Below are 15,560 nucleotides of genomic sequence, written 5' to 3'. Positions count from 1 at the left end.
GAGACTGGCCCGTCTAATCATAAACCGGCTGTAGAAGCCGGATTCTTAACAGCTAAAGCGTCCCCGATAAACATAGTTTAACCAATTATAGGATACGTGTTCAACTCATGGAGAAAGAATCACGATTTATTCGGGAAGCGGAAGCCTTATTAGTTATAGCTACAAGCTCTCCACATAAAGCCGACTGCCCTGTCCCGAGGGCTCGGCGGGCTGCACGATCAAGCGGCGGGGAAGGCGTGCCTTCAGCTCAGGCACATGGCTGATAATGCCAACCGTTAAACGGTCGGTATGCAGCTTCTCCAAAGCGCCGATCACCGTATCCAGCAGGTCGGGGTCCAATGTCCCGAAGCCTTCGTCCAGGAAGAAAAATTCGAGCGGATACTGGCCGCTAAGCTGAATCTGGGCAGACAGCGCAAGGGCGAGCGCAAGGGAGGTCAAGAACGTCTCCCCTCCCGACAAGGAGCTGACCGGGCGCCGGATTCCGCCGTTGGCGTCGTCCCGGATAACGAATCCCCCGCTGGAATCGATCTCAATCGCATAGCGCTGACGGGTAAGCTGACCCAGCTTGTGCGAGGCGGAACGGCTCACCTGCATCAATTGTTCCTCGGCTATGAACTCAACGAAAGCATTCCCTCTTAACACGGATTGCAATTTATGCAGCCGCCCGTATTCCTCTTCGTTCCGGGCACGCTTGGCTTCCAGCTCGGTCCAGTGGGCGTGCTTGTTCTTCAGGTCTTCCAGATCCCGCTCCGCTTTGGCACGCTCGCTCAGCGCCTGTTCATCAAGCAGATGCGCCTCTTCCTTCGCTCTCTGGATTTCCTGCCATTGCGCTTCCGTAATGTCGGCCCCGGACAACTGGCCGTCGATATGCTCCAACCTGGCTTCCAGGCGAGACTTCCTGTCCCGATATTCGGCGACTTCGGAGGACCACTGCTGCAGCCGTTCGGGCGTAAGCAGCGCCCTGCGAACCTCCTCTTCCCCGGCAAACGGGGACGGCTCCAGTGCCTTGCGCCAATGGGCCTCGGTCTTGGCCAGCTGCTGATCGGCGGCGCTGCAATCTTGGCCGGAAGCAATGAATTGCCGGTTCAGCTCCTGCAGCTCGGCCCGGACCTTCTCGAGTCTGGCAGCTTGCTCCTTCTCCTCGGCAACAAGCCGTTCCAGACGGCTCTTAACCTCCGAGAGTTGACGATCGACCGGCTCATGGCCCGCCTTCTCCGCTAACTGCTGCTTCTGCATCGAGAGCAGCTGCTCCAGCCCCTTGCGCTCCGTATCCAATTGCAGCAATTCTTTGTCCCGTTCGACCATCTCCGCTTGCAGCTCGTTAAGCTTCGCTAACGAGTTTTCCAGGAAAACAACGCTCTTGTCCAGCCGTTCGTTCAGTTCCTCCCGTTCTTTATCCTTGTGATGCAGAGCGGCAAGCTGCTCCTCCAGAGTGTCCCTGTTCAGATCGGGAAACCTTCGCTGCCATTCCCGTTCCTGAAGATCCATTTCCGCACGGACGGCCTCCAGCTTGCGGACGCCGCCGTCCTTCACGGTGCGTAAAGCATCCTTCCGCGCTGCCAGCTCTCCACGCCGCTGCTCCAGAAGCGTCCACTCTGCGAACAAGTCCCGCATCTGCCCTTCCATACGGGCTAATGCGTTCTTCTCGCCTTCCAGCCGCTCCCGCAGAGCTCGTCCATGTTCAAGCAGCTTGTCGGCCTGCTCCTCCACCTTCGCAAGCTTATGCAAGTGCACCTGTTCGGCCTCATCACCCGATACGTTCGGTCCCGGAACAGATTCTTTGCCGTCCTTGGCGGTCTGACCGATAAAGGCCTCTGCCGATTCCGCATACCGGGCAGCCATGGACGCTCCGCCCTCCGGTGGCGTTGCCGCCTCGGCGGCAGCCGCCGCAGCCTCCTGCAGAGAAGCGCCGCCTATCCGGTCCGCCAGCTTCTCCGCCAAATGGCCGACGGACAGCTTCAGCTGCATGGCCTGTACCTGCAGGTCTTTGGCTTCCTCGGCCACCTGCTTCAGCACCTTGATCTCCCCTGCGTATTCGTGCGCCGTGTGGGCCTGAGCGGGTGCCGGATGATGGAGCGAGCCGCACACCGGGCATGCGTCGCCCGGGCTTAAGGAGGAGGCCAGCATCGACGCCAGCCGGCCAAGCTCCTGCTCCCGCTCCTCCTCCTCAATCCGCCGCAGCCAGTCATTGGCTTCCCGCAGAAGTGCCGCGGCCGACCGCTCCAATTGTGCTGCGGAAGCCGCTTGCCTGACCGTCTCGGACCAGTGAAGCTGCAGGCGGTTCGCCAGACGCTCCTGTCCGGATCGGACTTCCCGCTCCTCCTTCTCCACAAGGGCCAGACGCTCCTCCGCCTCCTGTGCCTCCCGCTCTCCTTCGGCGCGCTGACGGGCCAGCGTTTCCCACTTCTGCTGTGCCTTGGAAGCATCCTGAAGACGCTGCCGCTCCTCGGAAGGGACCTCGACAAGCTGTTTCCGCTCCTTCAGCTCCGTTTGCAAACGAAGGGCCTTGGCATGGATTTGCCGCTCCTTCAGCAGCTCCTCCTCCGTCTTCTGCTTATGCAGAAGAGCCTCCTGTTTACGAGAATCCAACGCATGAAGGGCAGCCTCGCTCCGCCCCGCTTCCTCCGCCAGCCGAAGAGCTTGCTGCAGCTCTTCCATGCGAATGCGCAGTGGAGCTTCATGCTCGGCCAGCCGCTGTCTGGCTTCCGTATACTGTGCCGCCGTCTCGTCATGCATTCGCGACATCCGTTCGAAGCCGGATTTAATTTCATTATGTAACCTTAGCTTCTCGGCAGACCATCGCCGGGCTTCCTCCCATTCCCGAAAGAGCGGATACAGGAGCTCGGCCTGTCCGGCCCGCTGTATTCCTTCCTCCATGGCCCGGATTTCCGGCTCCCTCCCGGCCAGCGCCTGCCATTCCTGGCGGAGTGCCGCTGCCTCCTGCTTCAGCATATATATTTTGCGGCTCTCTTCCCATCTCATGTCTGCCAGCAATCGCAGTTCCCGCTTCTCCTTGGCTTGTTCCGCCGCCGACTGGAAGCGCTGCTCCGCTGCCGCAACCGCCTCCCGGGAGGCGTCCCCGAGCCCCTGCTGCTCCGCCGCCAGTTCCTTGACGGCAGCCTCCGTATCCTTCAGCTTGCGGCTGACTCTCGCATTCAACAAATCGCCGTACTGCTCCAGGTGAAACAACCGCTGCAGCATCTGCCTTCGCTCGCTTCCTTTGAGAGACAGGAACTCGGCGAATTTCCCTTGCGGAAGCACGACGGCCCTCGTAAAATCCTGCATGGATAAGCCCAGAATTTGCTGAATCCGCTGGTTTACCTCGGATGCTTTATCCGCCAGGACGACCCCTTCCCCATTCGCTTCTTCGATCAGACGGCTGATCGTATTGTTCACGGACAATTCATTACCGCGCTTGAACTGCCTTTCTACCCGGTATTTCTTGACCCCTCCCGAATAGGACAATTCGAACACGAAGGAAACGGACAGCACCTTCTCCGCATGGTTCAGAATACCTTGCGTCCCGTTGCTGGCGCGCTCCACTTTGCCATAGAGGGCTAATGTGATGGCATCGAGGATCGTCGATTTTCCGCTTCCCGTCGGCCCGAAAATCCCGAACACGCCCGCGTCGCACAGACGGGTGAAATCTACCTCCTGCTTCTCGCGATAGCTCTGCAATCCGGATAGCGATAAATAGACCGGCCTCATCCTCTCGCCTCCCCTGCTGATTCTGAATCGGAATCCTCTTCGGCATTAAGCAGCTCCATAAACAGACGAATTAATTCCGGTTCAGGTTGGGCTCCACCGGTTTGCCGCGAATAAAAGCGGCTGAACATTTCGTCGATGGGCAGCCTCTCCTGCTCCTCCGGAAGCTGCTCGGAAGCTTGGGTGAAAATCGGGCGGATCTGCACAATCCCGCCTCGCTGCTTGCGCAAGCCCTGAATTTGTTCCATAGTCAGAGCTTCCTCCAGATGGATTTCCAAATCGATCCACGCGGAAGCATCCCTGTTCTCCTCGAACCAGCGGTATACTTGAGCGATTCCTTCCGCCGCTTTCCAACGAACGAGCGGACGCCCGCTGGACAGATAAATCTCCTCCGTCCTCAGTGTTCCACCGGGGGATATATCGAGTACCGTGACTGATTTGGCTTGCCCCGCTTCCGAGAAGCTGTAGGCAAGCGGAGAGCCCGAATATTTGACCGGCACGTCCGCCTTCACCGATTGCGGGCGGTGAAGATGGCCGAGAGCGACGTAATCCGCCGCCGTGCCAAAGGCCTTCGCGTTAACGGTATAAGCTCCGCCTACCTGGATCGGCCGTTCTGAATCGGACTCCGCCCCGCCGAGCACATAAATATGGCTCATGATCAAATTGACCGTATCCTTGGAGAAGCTTTGCGAAGCCTGGCGGATCATGGCCCCGATCCGGTCCGAATAAACGACCTGCAGACTTTCCTCATCCGCGTCCTCGGACAGCAGCTCCTTCAGACGGGATTCCGATGGATACGGCAGGGCGTAGAGCATCGCCCGCTCTCCGGTCCGGCGGATATCCAGCGGCATCGCTTCGGTGCCCGGCAGGCCAAGCAGTGTAATCCCTTGACGGTCAGCCAGAGGTGCGGATGCCGCAAGACGCTCGGGATTGTCGTGATTCCCGGCGATGGCGACAATCTGCCGCGCTCCCCCGTCGGCCAGACGGGATATGCTCTCATAGAACAGCTTCTCCGCCTGGGCCGGAGGATTTACCGTATCATAGACGTCTCCCGCCATCAGCACGAGATCGATCTGCTGATCCCGCACAATCCCGACCAGCTCGTCCAGGAAGGCTTCCTGCTCCTCCAGCCGGCTTCTTCCTTCCAGCGTCCGCCCGAGATGCCAATCGGCGGTATGTAATATTCGCATTAGTCCACCTCCAGTCGCCGCTTTACCTTCCCGCCCATCTCCACGAGATGGGAGCCATCGAAGAAGTACAGATAAATGTCCGACAGCGGCCGTTTCCAAATCTGCTCGACAGCCCGCGCATATAAGCCGAGCTGAACCTTATACCGTTCGGCATGCTCTTCCGGCGGGCGCCCTTTCATCGCATCGGTTTTGTAATCCAGCAGCACAAGCCCTTCCTCATCCTCAAACAGACAGTCGACCACCCCTTGAATGAGTATCGTCTCATCCTTGGCACCCGAAGACGTATTCGGATACACTTCGCCGGCGGGAAGTCCATAGCTGAACGGCACCTCGCGCTGAACCCTTCCCGCCCGCAGCATCCTTTTGCCTGCAACCGTTTGATAGAATCCGGAAATGACCGACGGATCCACCGCTTGGCGCTGCTCTTCGGTCAGCAGGCGAAGCTCCACCATCCGCTCCATTTCCTCGAGAATATCCTTCTCGTCCAGTTCCGGATGAAGCCGCAGTCTTTGCATAACTGCATGGTAGACCGTTCCCTTCTCCGCCGCACTGAGCTGCCACTGCTCTATAAATCGCGGACGGCGAAACAGATGCGCCTGCAGCGAAGAGGGGGCTGCCGCAGGAGCGGCGATATCGTCCGACAGGCTCCATACTTTCTCTTCATGCATTCGTTTGATTTCGGATACGGACGTTTTGGACAGCAGCTTCACGGCATCCGCGAACGGATAAGACCAGGAAAGCCGCCGGTTCACTTCTTCCCTATCCGCGGATTCTGCCGATTCGACCGGCTGCAGGTGCCGGACCGCCTCCATTCTCTCCGCCTGCAGAGCGGAAGCTTCTTCCGCGGCCGCCGCCTCCTGAACGAGCATTGCCGGATAAATAACGGACACCTTCCACTCCGAACGGTCCCTTGCCGCCCAATCCGGTGTCGGATTCAGCATATGCCCCATCTCTCTCAGCGGCTGACAATGCTCGTGCTTGATCAAGGCCGGCCCGATCCAATCCAGGTAGCATTTCGCCTGGGCCAGCTCGTAATCCGGGAGTACCGGCGACTGCAAATCGCTGCGCGCCCATAATTCCAATTGTCTCGACAGCGAACGCACCGTGCCGAGCAGAAATAATTTCTCTCTCGCTCTCGTCAGCGCGACATAGAGCACCCGCATCTCCTCGGCCAGCATCTCCAGCCGCATTCTCCGGCGTATGGCCAGAGTAGGCAGCGAAGGATAGCTGATCCTTTTGTCCAAATCGACATAATAAGGGCCCAGCCCCAATTCCTTGTGAATGAGAAAATGCGAATTCAGGTCCTGACGGTTGAACGCCTTGCCCATGCCCGCCACGAATACGACCGGGAACTCCAGCCCTTTGCTCTTGTGAATGGACATGATGCGGACGACATCCTCCTGCTCGCCCAATGCCCTGGCAGTTCCCAAATCTCCGCCGCTCTCCTGCATCCGCTCGACAAACCGCAGGAAACGGAACAGCCCGCGAAACGAGGTCGCTTCATATTGCCGGGCGCGATCATGCAGAGCGCGCAGGTTGGCCTGGCGCTGAACCCCTCCCGGCATCCCCCCGACGAAATCGTAATACCCGGTCTCCTGATACAGCGACCAGATCAAATCGGCCAGGGAGCTCTGGCGTGCGGCGGTCCGCCACCTCTCCAGACGTTCAATAAATACCCGAAGCTTATGGCGAAGCTCCCGATGCCCGTCGTCCGGATCTTCGATAAACTGCAGCAATGCTTTATAGAAATCCCCTTTGCGGTCAGCCGTTCTAACGATGGCCAGATCATCCGCCCGGAGTCCGACAATCGGGGAGCGAAGCACCCCAGCAAGAGGAATATCCTGATATGGATTGTCAATGATCTTGAGCAGAGAAAGGATAATATCCACTTCTGTCGCCATAAAATATCCCGTATTCAAATCCGCATAGCCGGGAATGCCCTGCTGCCTCAGTTCTTCCATGAAAACCGGCGCCCAACTGTGCGTTGCCCGCAGCAAAATGACGATATCCCGGTACTGTACAGGCCGCAGGCCGTTTTCTCTTTTGTCATATACCTGGAACGGCTCCTCCCCGGTTCCGCCCATCAGTTTGCGAATTTGCAGGGCGATGGACCTGGCTTCCAACTGAGCCGTTTCCATCTCACGGATTTCCTCGGCGAACGAGGAGCTCTCCTTGCCCTGCCCCGCCGCTTCCTCCGCCTCATCCGGGCCGTCCTCCGGCTCCACCGCACGATCCCCGCCGGCACGGTCGATCAGCATCCATTCCACCGGAAGCTCCCGCTTTCCGGGGGCCTGCTCATAATATTCAGCCCCGTACACAAGCTCGGCATCCCGGTCATAGGAGATCTCCCCTACCGTCTCGTTCATGACCTGCTTGAACACAAAATTGACTCCGTCCACCACTTGTCTTCGGCTGCGGAAATTCCGGGCAAGATCTATGCGTCGCCCTTTCCCGCTTCCATCCTGCCGGAAGGAGCGGTATTTCTCCAGAAACAAGCTGGGCTCCGCCAGCCGGAAGCGATAGATGCTCTGCTTGACATCGCCCACCATAAACCGGTTACCCCGATCCTCGCGGGACAGCAATTCGACTATCGCCTCCTGCACCCGGTTGGTATCCTGATATTCATCCAGCAATATTTCCACATACTGTTCCCTGTACTCCAGCGCGGCCTCCGACGGCTTCAATCCGCCTCCCGCATCCGGATCGCTCAGCACCTGCAAGCAATAGTGCTCCAAATCGGCAAAGTCGATCAAGCCTTTGCCCCGTTTCGCCTCCGAGAACCGGACGGCGAACTGGCGCACAAGCTCCACGAGCATGCCCATGACCGGATGCATCGCCTTCAGCTCCGCTTTATACTGTTCGGGCGAGCGGGTGAACAGCTCTTCGCGCAGGGCGTTGAACCGCTCCTTGGCCGTATCCCGGATGGCCTTGACCTTCTCCTGCAGCGACTTATCCAGACCTTCCCCCCGGCATGGCTTCAACCGTCCGAACGAAGCGGTCTGGAACCGTTCATAGAGCGATTCCCAGCTTTCTCCACATAATCCCATTAACTGAGATATCATCGCCGTTTCATCCGCCAGATTGGCCAAATACGGTGCCGGGCCTCCCGGCTGTTCAGCCAGACGGGACGCCTCCTGCAGCAATCCGGCTATTCCTTCCAGCTCCAGCCGGACATCGCGTATGAGGCTGTCAAACCAGAGCGAAGGCTCCATCGTATCCGTATTGAAAAACTCGCACATTTGGTCCAGCCACCGGTCTGGCAAAGGATGGCTGCGCGAGGCATCATAAAGCTGGAGGACCAGCGCAAACACCGCCTCGTCACTTCGGTCCCCTCCAAACCATTCCAGCATGTTCCAGAATTCGCTGGTTTCGTCCTCATGGCTGTAATAATGCTCGAACAGCTCCTCCAGCACATCCTGGCGCAGCAGTGCCGCTTCCGTCTCGTTGGCTATCCGAAAGCCGGGATCAAGCGGAATTCGTTGAAAATGCCGCTGGATGACTTCCAGACAAAAGGAATGCAGCGTCGTAATCGAAGCGCGGTGAATGAGAGCCAGCTGTTTCTTCAAATAGGCGGAATCCGGCTTGTCGTACAGAGCCTTCTCCAAGGCGTCGCGAATTCTCTGCCTCATTTCGGAAGCGGCCGCTTTCGTAAAGGTGGCAACCAGCAGACGGTCGACATCGACCGGATGGTTTTCGTCGGATATCCGGCGAATGATCCGCTCTACGAGCACCGCCGTCTTACCCGATCCTGCGGCTGCGGCAACGAGAATGTTCTGTCCCGTCCGGGTAATGGCCTCCCACTGCTCATCCGTCCAGGCCGATTGAGCCGGCTTGACAGGCGGGGCCTTGGCCTCAATCACATCCGACAAGTTATTTTCCTGCTCTTCATTGCGGTTCATTGTCGGCCTTCCCTCCTTTACTTAAGCTGTCCATCGAAGCAGCGTCCTCCAGACTTGTCCAGATGTCCACGCTGTCCTTTCTCTCGAGAATGCGGAAATCATTGCCCTTAAGCAGCGGGTCGAACTGGCAGACCGGCTTGAAGGGGCAGAAGGTGCAGGCGGATTTCCCCCCCAGGCGAAACGGGGTGATGCTGACATTCCCCTCTGTAATTTCCGTGCCGATGCTGCGGATTTTGCTGCGGACATACCCCCGCAGCCGGTCCCATTGCTCGGGAGTGGCCACCGATGCGGAGGAATAGAAGCTCCCGTCCGTTTTCAAGGCAACGGGGATCAACTGGGAATAGCCGCTCTGCAGGTCTCTGTCCATCAGCCTCACCGCTTCCTCGTCGGCCAGAACGAGCCCCTTCATCTTAAATTGCTTGCGTGTCTCCGCTTCGGCGTCTTCCCGGGAAATCGGATATTTGGTGCGGACCAGCGGGTTATGCACGTGGAAATAGAGCACCCCGGCCGGGCGCGCCTTCTGTCCGAGCCAAACCTCGGAGTGGCTTAGAACGACATCCAGATAGGTAAGCATCTGCAGGGACAATCCATAATAAAGCTCGGCCAGATGCAGCGAGGTTCGGCTCGATTTGTAATCGATGACCCTGAGTAGCAGTCCGCGCTCGCTCTCCGCCCGGTCTACCCGGTCAATTCGGCCCACAATCTCCATCGTGCAGCCGTTGTTCAGCCGGAAGGTAAGCGGGGGCAGCGTCTCCCCGGGCCCAAATCCGAGTTCAAGCCCGACCGGTACGAATCCGCTTCGCTTCGCGTGTTCGGCCAGAATGACGGAAGCCTTCCCGACGATTCCTTTAAGCTTCCTGGCTATGTAGCGGTAGCGGGGGGAGCTGAGCAAAATTTCGCTCTGCAGCCGCGGGGCGAGCCTGTCCACCATTTCGGAGGCCCGATGCTCCAGCTGCTCTCTGCTGAGCAGCGCCCAGTCGGCCTGCTCCTGCTGCAGGGAGCCGATCAGCCCGCTGAGAGCCGCATGGAACAGCTGGCCGATATCAGGCGCCTCCAGCCGGTAGACCCTGCGCTCCGCCAGCCTCAGCCCATGCGAGGCAAACTGGGAAAACGGGCAGGCGACAAACCGCTCCATGCGCGATACGCTGGCTTTCAGCTGGTCGCCGTAGAGAAGCCGGCTGGAGCTTGCGGACAGTGCGGCTTCGGCATTGCTAAAGTCAAGTGCCCGGACCATCATCTCCAGCTTGTCCCGCCATTGGGGCCGTTGCTGCAGCCAGTTGTAGACCTCCCACCAAAATTCGGCCATCTCCTCCCCCTTCATCCACTGCTTCATCCGGATGAATAAGTGGGAGACGGCTTGTCCCGGAGGGGAAATAAACTGCATTTGCTCCTCCTCGGACAAGGAGGAGTCCGGTTCGGCCAGCAGCAGCTTCTCCTTGACGGATGGAAACAGAGCCTGAATCTGCTGGATGATTTCTGAAGGCAGCAGCGCCCTTCCTTCTTCGTCCGCAAGCGGGTAGCTCAGCCACAGGTGCTCGGAAGGTGCACATAGAACCGAATAGATGAGCAATTGCTCATCCAATTGCCTGCGCCGGCCTCCGTCTGCAAGCTTCACTCCGGCTTCCCGCAGAAACTCGCGTTCATTCTCGGACAGTATTCCGTCCATGTTGATCTTGGCCGGCAGCACACCGTCATTAACTCCCAGTACGAAACAATACTTCACGCGTGTGGAACGGGTCCGGTCAATGGTTCCGATCAGCACCTGATCCAGCGAAGGAGGAACAAGCCCCATCCTTATGCTGTCCAGTCCGGAATCGACCATCTCCGCAAACATCTCACGCCCGATACTCTCCTCGCCCAGCATCTCCACCAGCTGGTCGAGCAGTTCAACTATCCTGTCCCATACCTGGGAATGCTCGCGGGCTTTCTCCGGGTTGCCATTCCGGATGCATTCCTCGCTCCATCGCTCCAATCGTTCGGGGACCTGTAAATCTATCAGCAGCGCATACAGCGCTTCTGCCATTTGCCGGACGTTCTCCGCCTGCGAGAAGCTTCTCTGGAAAGCGGACAGCGGCTCCGTCACCAATCTGCGGCAGGCTTGAATTCGTGCAACATACTCGGGATCGGGGCGATATCCGGTTATCCCGTCTTCCTCCTCAAGGGCGGCCTGCACCCTGAACTCCCATGCCCTGTCATCCAGCCAGCGCGATCCTTGAATTCCGGCCGCTAGAACGTAATTTTCCAGCTCGTCCATAGCGTGTCTCGTAACGGGGTTCTCCCCGGATTCCGTCAGCGGCAGGAAGAAATCCGTCTTCACACAGCGGAATACCGCATCATAACGCCAATTCCGGATGACGACTTCCAATGCGGAACGGATGAACTCCGCCAGCGGATGGTGAAGAATCGGGCGCTTCTGATCTATAAAATGAGGGATACCGAACTGCTGAAGAACGGTGGTCAGCAAATCCCCGTACCCGTCCATATCTCTTACCATAATGGTCATGTCCCGCCAGCGGAGCCCGCGGTCCGCGGCCAGCCGAAGCATCTGTCTGGCCACCCCTTCTACCTCCGCCTTGCGATGAACCGCCGACCGGATCGACAAACCTTGCGGCTCGGTCCCGTCAAGCTGCCGTTCCCGGTAAGCCCGCTTGGCCGCGGACAATCGATGCTCATAATGGCGTTCCAAATGAGCCAGCATCGCATTCGCGGCATAACGCGGAGGCGTTTCCTGCGCCAGCCGGATAATCCGCGGATTCGGCAGACCAACGGCTTCCATACGCTCCCGAAGCCGTATCATCGTCATCGCCGTTGGATAAAATAAATCCAGCTCATTCGGCTGTTCCCCCGCATCATAAGGCTTGTCCAGACAGAGGGTGACCGTAACGCTGCGGCAATGAAGCATGCATTGGACCAGAGCGGCGTGCTCCAACGGAGTGAATCCGAAGAAGCCGTCCACCCAAATATCCGCCTCCCGGATCCAGGGACAATTCCTAAGCTGAGCCGCCATCCGCTCCACGAAGGCGTCCGCATCCAAATATTGTTTAGTTAATTCCTTCTCGTAATCTATGTATACTTTCAGCAAATCTTCCAGCTTCTGCTCCAGAGTCCCGGGCTGCTCCGCCAACAACGGGGTCAGCCGCTCATGCTGCTGCGCGAGTTCATCGGGAGTGATGCACTGTCTCTTCAGTTCGCTGAACAGCGACAGCACCTCTTTGGCAAATCCGACCTGTGCGACAGAATGCCGGAATAGCCGGAGATTATCCTTATGCTTGTTAAGAATCCGCTGCAGCAGCATGGTCTTCCCGGTTTCGTCAATCGGAATCCCCGCGGTTCCTCCTGTTTCCTGCATGATGCGCCAAGCCAGTCTTGGAAAGCTATATACTTGAGCACGTATCGTTCCGGATAAACCGGGTGCGGACACCAGCGCCTGCTCCGCCTGATAGGTTGCCTGCTCCGGGACAAGGAGAATAAGCGGTCTGCCGTCCGGTTCCTTCTCCAGCCGTTCGCGGATTTCCGTCAGACACAGCTCGCTCTTGCCGCTGCCCGCCCGACCGATGACCATCCTGATATCCATGCGTCGTCCCCCTTCGCTTTGTCTATTTATTCTATCATATTTCCTTGCAGATAGGGAGATCATCCGTTCCCATCAGACCCGGTCCAAAAACTGGAGATAGAGAGCCCTGCCCTGCAATCCAGGCCGGATCAAATGAAAATTTATGAATTTTCAATATCCGTTCACAATTGATTCACCGTATCCAAATCATCCAGTAAATTCCTGTGCTAAAATATACAAGAAGCCTTCTACGCTTTCGAATACCTTCTTCGAATTCCAACTGATCTTTGCATGAACCTTTCCTGCATCAGTCATACTCCTGTTGTAAGCCCCCTTTAGCTCCTGGCTCCCTGCTATCCACAAATCCATCCCGAATCCTCCACAGCCTAATGTCAGCATTCTCGTTATACGGGACGATCGGGGAGCTATTTTGCCTCTGAGGAAATTCGGAAACGAACCGGAATCACGTCAATGAATTTATTAATCAGAAATCCGATTAAAGGAAAGGACGGATGAACAGATGAGCAAAAAACGCAATCCTGCCGAAGGTTCGGAACAACCGCTGCCCCAGCAGCTCGCTGAGGATGCTGTACCGTCGTCCGACAAGATGACTCACACATGGATGGAGGAAATTTACCGGGATTTTGAAGAGAGGGGCGGCATGGACGACCTGCCAGGCAAGGGCAAGCCTCTGAAGCTGGAGGATGGCGATGTGCTGAGCTCCATTCTCAAGAACGCCAACTACCTTCCTCCATGGGTGGAGCTGCGTATGGAAATACGCGGCCGGCTGCTCCGTATCTGCAACCGGATTAAAGCGGGGGAGAAGGAGGATGCGGAACTGAATCGGGAGTTGGAGGAAATTAACCTTAACATCAGAAAATATAATCAAATGGTTCCCAGTCCTCTTTTGCAGCGCAACAAAGTATACTTGGAGACCGTTAAGACACAATTGGATAAATGGGATTAAGCGGCTAAGGGCAGGCTTGTATCATGGATCTCCTTTTTCAGACATATACATGGACTAACTATGAAAAAGGAGACAGGCCGTCATGTTTACGACTATATTTATCCCTATGGCGCTGGGGCTGGCTGTTTTTCTGCTCGGCATGAAAGTGATGGAAGCCGCGCTCCATCAATGGGCCGGTCAATATCTGAAAACCTTGCTGGAGAGATTTACAAAAACACCGCTTCGCGGAATGATCGCTTCCACCGGCATTACTGCGGCGATGCAGAGCAGCACAGCCGTTACCGTGATCACGATCGGCCTCGTCAATGCAGGGCTAATGCGCTTTCCGCAAACGCTCGGCATCATACTGGGTACGAATATCGGAACGTGTCTGACCACGGAGCTGATCGGCCTGAATCTGCACAAGCATTCCCTGAGCATATTCATGGTCTCGCTTGTGATCTGGCTTTCCACATTCGTCCTGCCCGACCTTCCCGCTTATCCGCAATTATGGAAAAGGCATGTCCGCAACGGGGCGTTGGCTGTTGTCGGTTTCTCCTGCATTCTGCTAGGTCTGGAAGTGATGCAGTCCATTATCCCCCATCTGCGTTCGCGCGGTTTGTTCGCCTGGTTCGTGCAGCAATCCCAGAGCAGTCTGCTGTGGGCGATGATTGCCGGGGCCATCCTGACCGCTATCATTCACAGCGGTGTACTGACCATTACAATGGCTATGTCGCTGGCCTCCGTCCAAGTCATCTCCCTGGACGTCGGAATCGCCATCATCATCGGCGCCAACGTTGGAACCTGCGTAACGGCCCTCATTGCCAGCATCGGCGGAAGCCGGTACGGCGGATATGTAGCCTGGACGCATATTTTGCTTAACGTCGGCGGGGCCCTTCTGTTCTACCCGCTGATAGGCTCCCTCGGCACCATCGTCAGTTGGATGGCGGATTCTCCTTCCCTGCAGGTCGCCCGGGCCCAGACGATTTTCAATATCGCTTGTTCGTTGATCGCTCTTCCGCTCTGTTATACACCGCTTATTAGAAGACTGAAGTGATCGGCCGGCGGGAGCCCCGGCCTAGTAATCTTCCATTCCCTGCAGCCCGCTAACGATAGCGATGCCGGAGCTGGTGCCGATCCGAGTGGCTCCCGCCTCCAGCATCGCTATCGCCGTTGCGGCGTCGCGTACGCCTCCGGATGCTTTGACCCCCATGGAAGAAGACACAGACTCCCTCATTAACCGGACAACCTCTGCCGTTGCTCCTCCCGGGCCGAATCCGGTGCTTGTCTTAACAAAGCCTGCACCGGCCTGCTCGGCCAGGCGGCAGCCCGCTCTTACCAGCTCGCTGTTCAAATATCCCGTCTCCAGAATGACCTTGACTACGGCTTGTCCCTCCACCGCTGCAACCACCTGTTGAATATCGGCTTCCACCTCTGTGAAACGATGATCCAGCAGCATTCCGATGGGCAGCACCATATCGATTTCAGCAGCACCCCATTTCACGGACTGGGCAGCCTCATACGCCTTGACCTCGCTGCCGTTGGCGCCGTGCGGAAAACCACAAACCGCGCTTATGCGAACGTCTGAGCCTTGGAGCTGTTCCCGGCAATAAGCCACCCACCCCGAATGAACGCATACGCTGTAGAAATGGTGACGAACAGCCTCTTCGCACAGGGTACGAATGGCTTCTGCCCGTGCATCCGGCTTAAGCAGTGTATGATCGATCGTCCGGGCCAGAGTGCTTCTATTCCATTCCATCGCTGCTCACCTCTATTCCCAGCTTCTTCAACGCTTTGCACAGTACGGAATCGTTATTGCTGTAGCCATACTGGATCTGCTGACGCCAAGCTTCCACAGGCTCCAGCCACTCCACTCCGCGGATTTCCTCCACCTGGGCCTGAAGATTCCCGCCGATGCCGCGAACCAGAAAATAATGGACCTCCTTATCCATATTGCCGTGCTTCGGATGGGAGAACTGATAGGAAATCGTCTCGATCGGCTCGATGATCTCGCCTTCAATGCCGGTCTCCTCGGCGATTTCCCTCAACGCCGTCTGCTCCTTCGTCTCACCCGGCTCCATCTTTCCCTTCGGCAGAGTGATTTTACCGTAACGGTCCTGGATCATTTGAATCCAATACCTTCCGTCCTCTTCTTTAAAGACAACACCGCCCGCTGATACCTCCACCGGCGTTCCTCCCTTTCATTATGAAAATTAAGAAGGATTTCATTCTGGCGAACAGAACGAAATCCTGGTACGGTTGGCGCG

9 protein-coding genes are annotated in these 15,560 nt (G+C 57.3%); 2 read left to right on the top strand and 7 right to left on the bottom strand.

What is annotated here, in order from left to right; genetic code table 11:
- Positions 1–159: 159 nt before the first annotated feature.
- The 5 genes from ACFQ03_RS15535 to ACFQ03_RS15515 all read right to left on the bottom strand — a co-directional run bounded on the left by ACFQ03_RS15535 (position 160) and on the right by ACFQ03_RS15515 (position 12,716).
- On the bottom strand, positions 160–3,708 hold the full coding sequence (locus ACFQ03_RS15535; protein WP_379289271.1) for an AAA family ATPase: 3,549 nt from the start codon (positions 3,706–3,708) through the stop codon (positions 160–162).
- A complete protein-coding gene (locus ACFQ03_RS15530; protein WP_144934105.1) occupies positions 3,705–4,895 on the bottom strand; it encodes an exonuclease SbcCD subunit D in 1,191 nt (396 codons plus the stop codon). Before ACFQ03_RS15530 ends, ACFQ03_RS15535 begins: the two co-directional genes overlap by 4 nt.
- Positions 4,895–8,794, bottom strand: coding sequence for a helicase-exonuclease AddAB subunit AddA (addA, locus tag ACFQ03_RS15525; protein ID WP_150960034.1), 3,900 nt, complete (start codon positions 8,792–8,794; stop codon positions 4,895–4,897). Before addA ends, ACFQ03_RS15530 begins: the two co-directional genes overlap by 1 nt.
- On the bottom strand, positions 8,781–12,368 hold the full coding sequence (gene addB, locus ACFQ03_RS15520) for a helicase-exonuclease AddAB subunit AddB (protein WP_379289268.1): 3,588 nt from the start codon (positions 12,366–12,368) through the stop codon (positions 8,781–8,783). Before addB ends, addA begins: the two co-directional genes overlap by 14 nt.
- A gap of 186 nt (positions 12,369–12,554) precedes the next feature.
- On the bottom strand, positions 12,555–12,716 hold the full coding sequence (locus tag ACFQ03_RS15515) for a hypothetical protein (RefSeq protein ID WP_191964367.1): 162 nt from the start codon (positions 12,714–12,716) through the stop codon (positions 12,555–12,557).
- 151 nt (positions 12,717–12,867) lie between these two features.
- Here ACFQ03_RS15515 and ACFQ03_RS15510 point away from each other — a divergent pair, with 151 nt between their 5' ends.
- Together ACFQ03_RS15510 and ACFQ03_RS15505 are read left to right on the top strand one after the other, a co-directional pair.
- Positions 12,868–13,314 carry a DnaJ family domain-containing protein gene (locus ACFQ03_RS15510; RefSeq protein WP_150960036.1) on the top strand — a complete coding sequence of 149 codons (447 nt, stop codon included), beginning with the start codon at positions 12,868–12,870 and terminating at the stop codon, positions 13,312–13,314.
- Positions 13,315–13,396: 82 nt separating this feature from the next.
- Positions 13,397–14,350, top strand: a complete 954-nt coding sequence (locus ACFQ03_RS15505; protein WP_144934099.1) for a Na/Pi cotransporter family protein — start codon at positions 13,397–13,399, stop codon at positions 14,348–14,350.
- 21 nt (positions 14,351–14,371) lie between these two features.
- On the opposite strand, the gene deoC is transcribed toward ACFQ03_RS15505, so the two are convergent.
- Complete coding sequence (deoC, locus tag ACFQ03_RS15500) at positions 14,372–15,052, bottom strand: deoxyribose-phosphate aldolase (RefSeq protein ID WP_144934097.1); 681 nt, start codon at positions 15,050–15,052, stop codon at positions 14,372–14,374.
- Positions 15,039–15,419, bottom strand: coding sequence for an NUDIX domain-containing protein (locus ACFQ03_RS15495; RefSeq protein WP_255453008.1), 381 nt, complete (start codon positions 15,417–15,419; stop codon positions 15,039–15,041). Before ACFQ03_RS15495 ends, deoC begins: the two co-directional genes overlap by 14 nt.
- Positions 15,420–15,560 lie beyond the last annotated feature (141 nt).

Source organism: Paenibacillus residui (assembly GCF_042677205.1).
In the GTDB taxonomy this organism is placed as follows: Bacteria; Bacillota; Bacilli; order Paenibacillales; family NBRC-103111; genus Paenibacillus_L; species Paenibacillus_L residui.
This window is presented reverse-complemented; position numbering and strand designations above follow the sequence as displayed.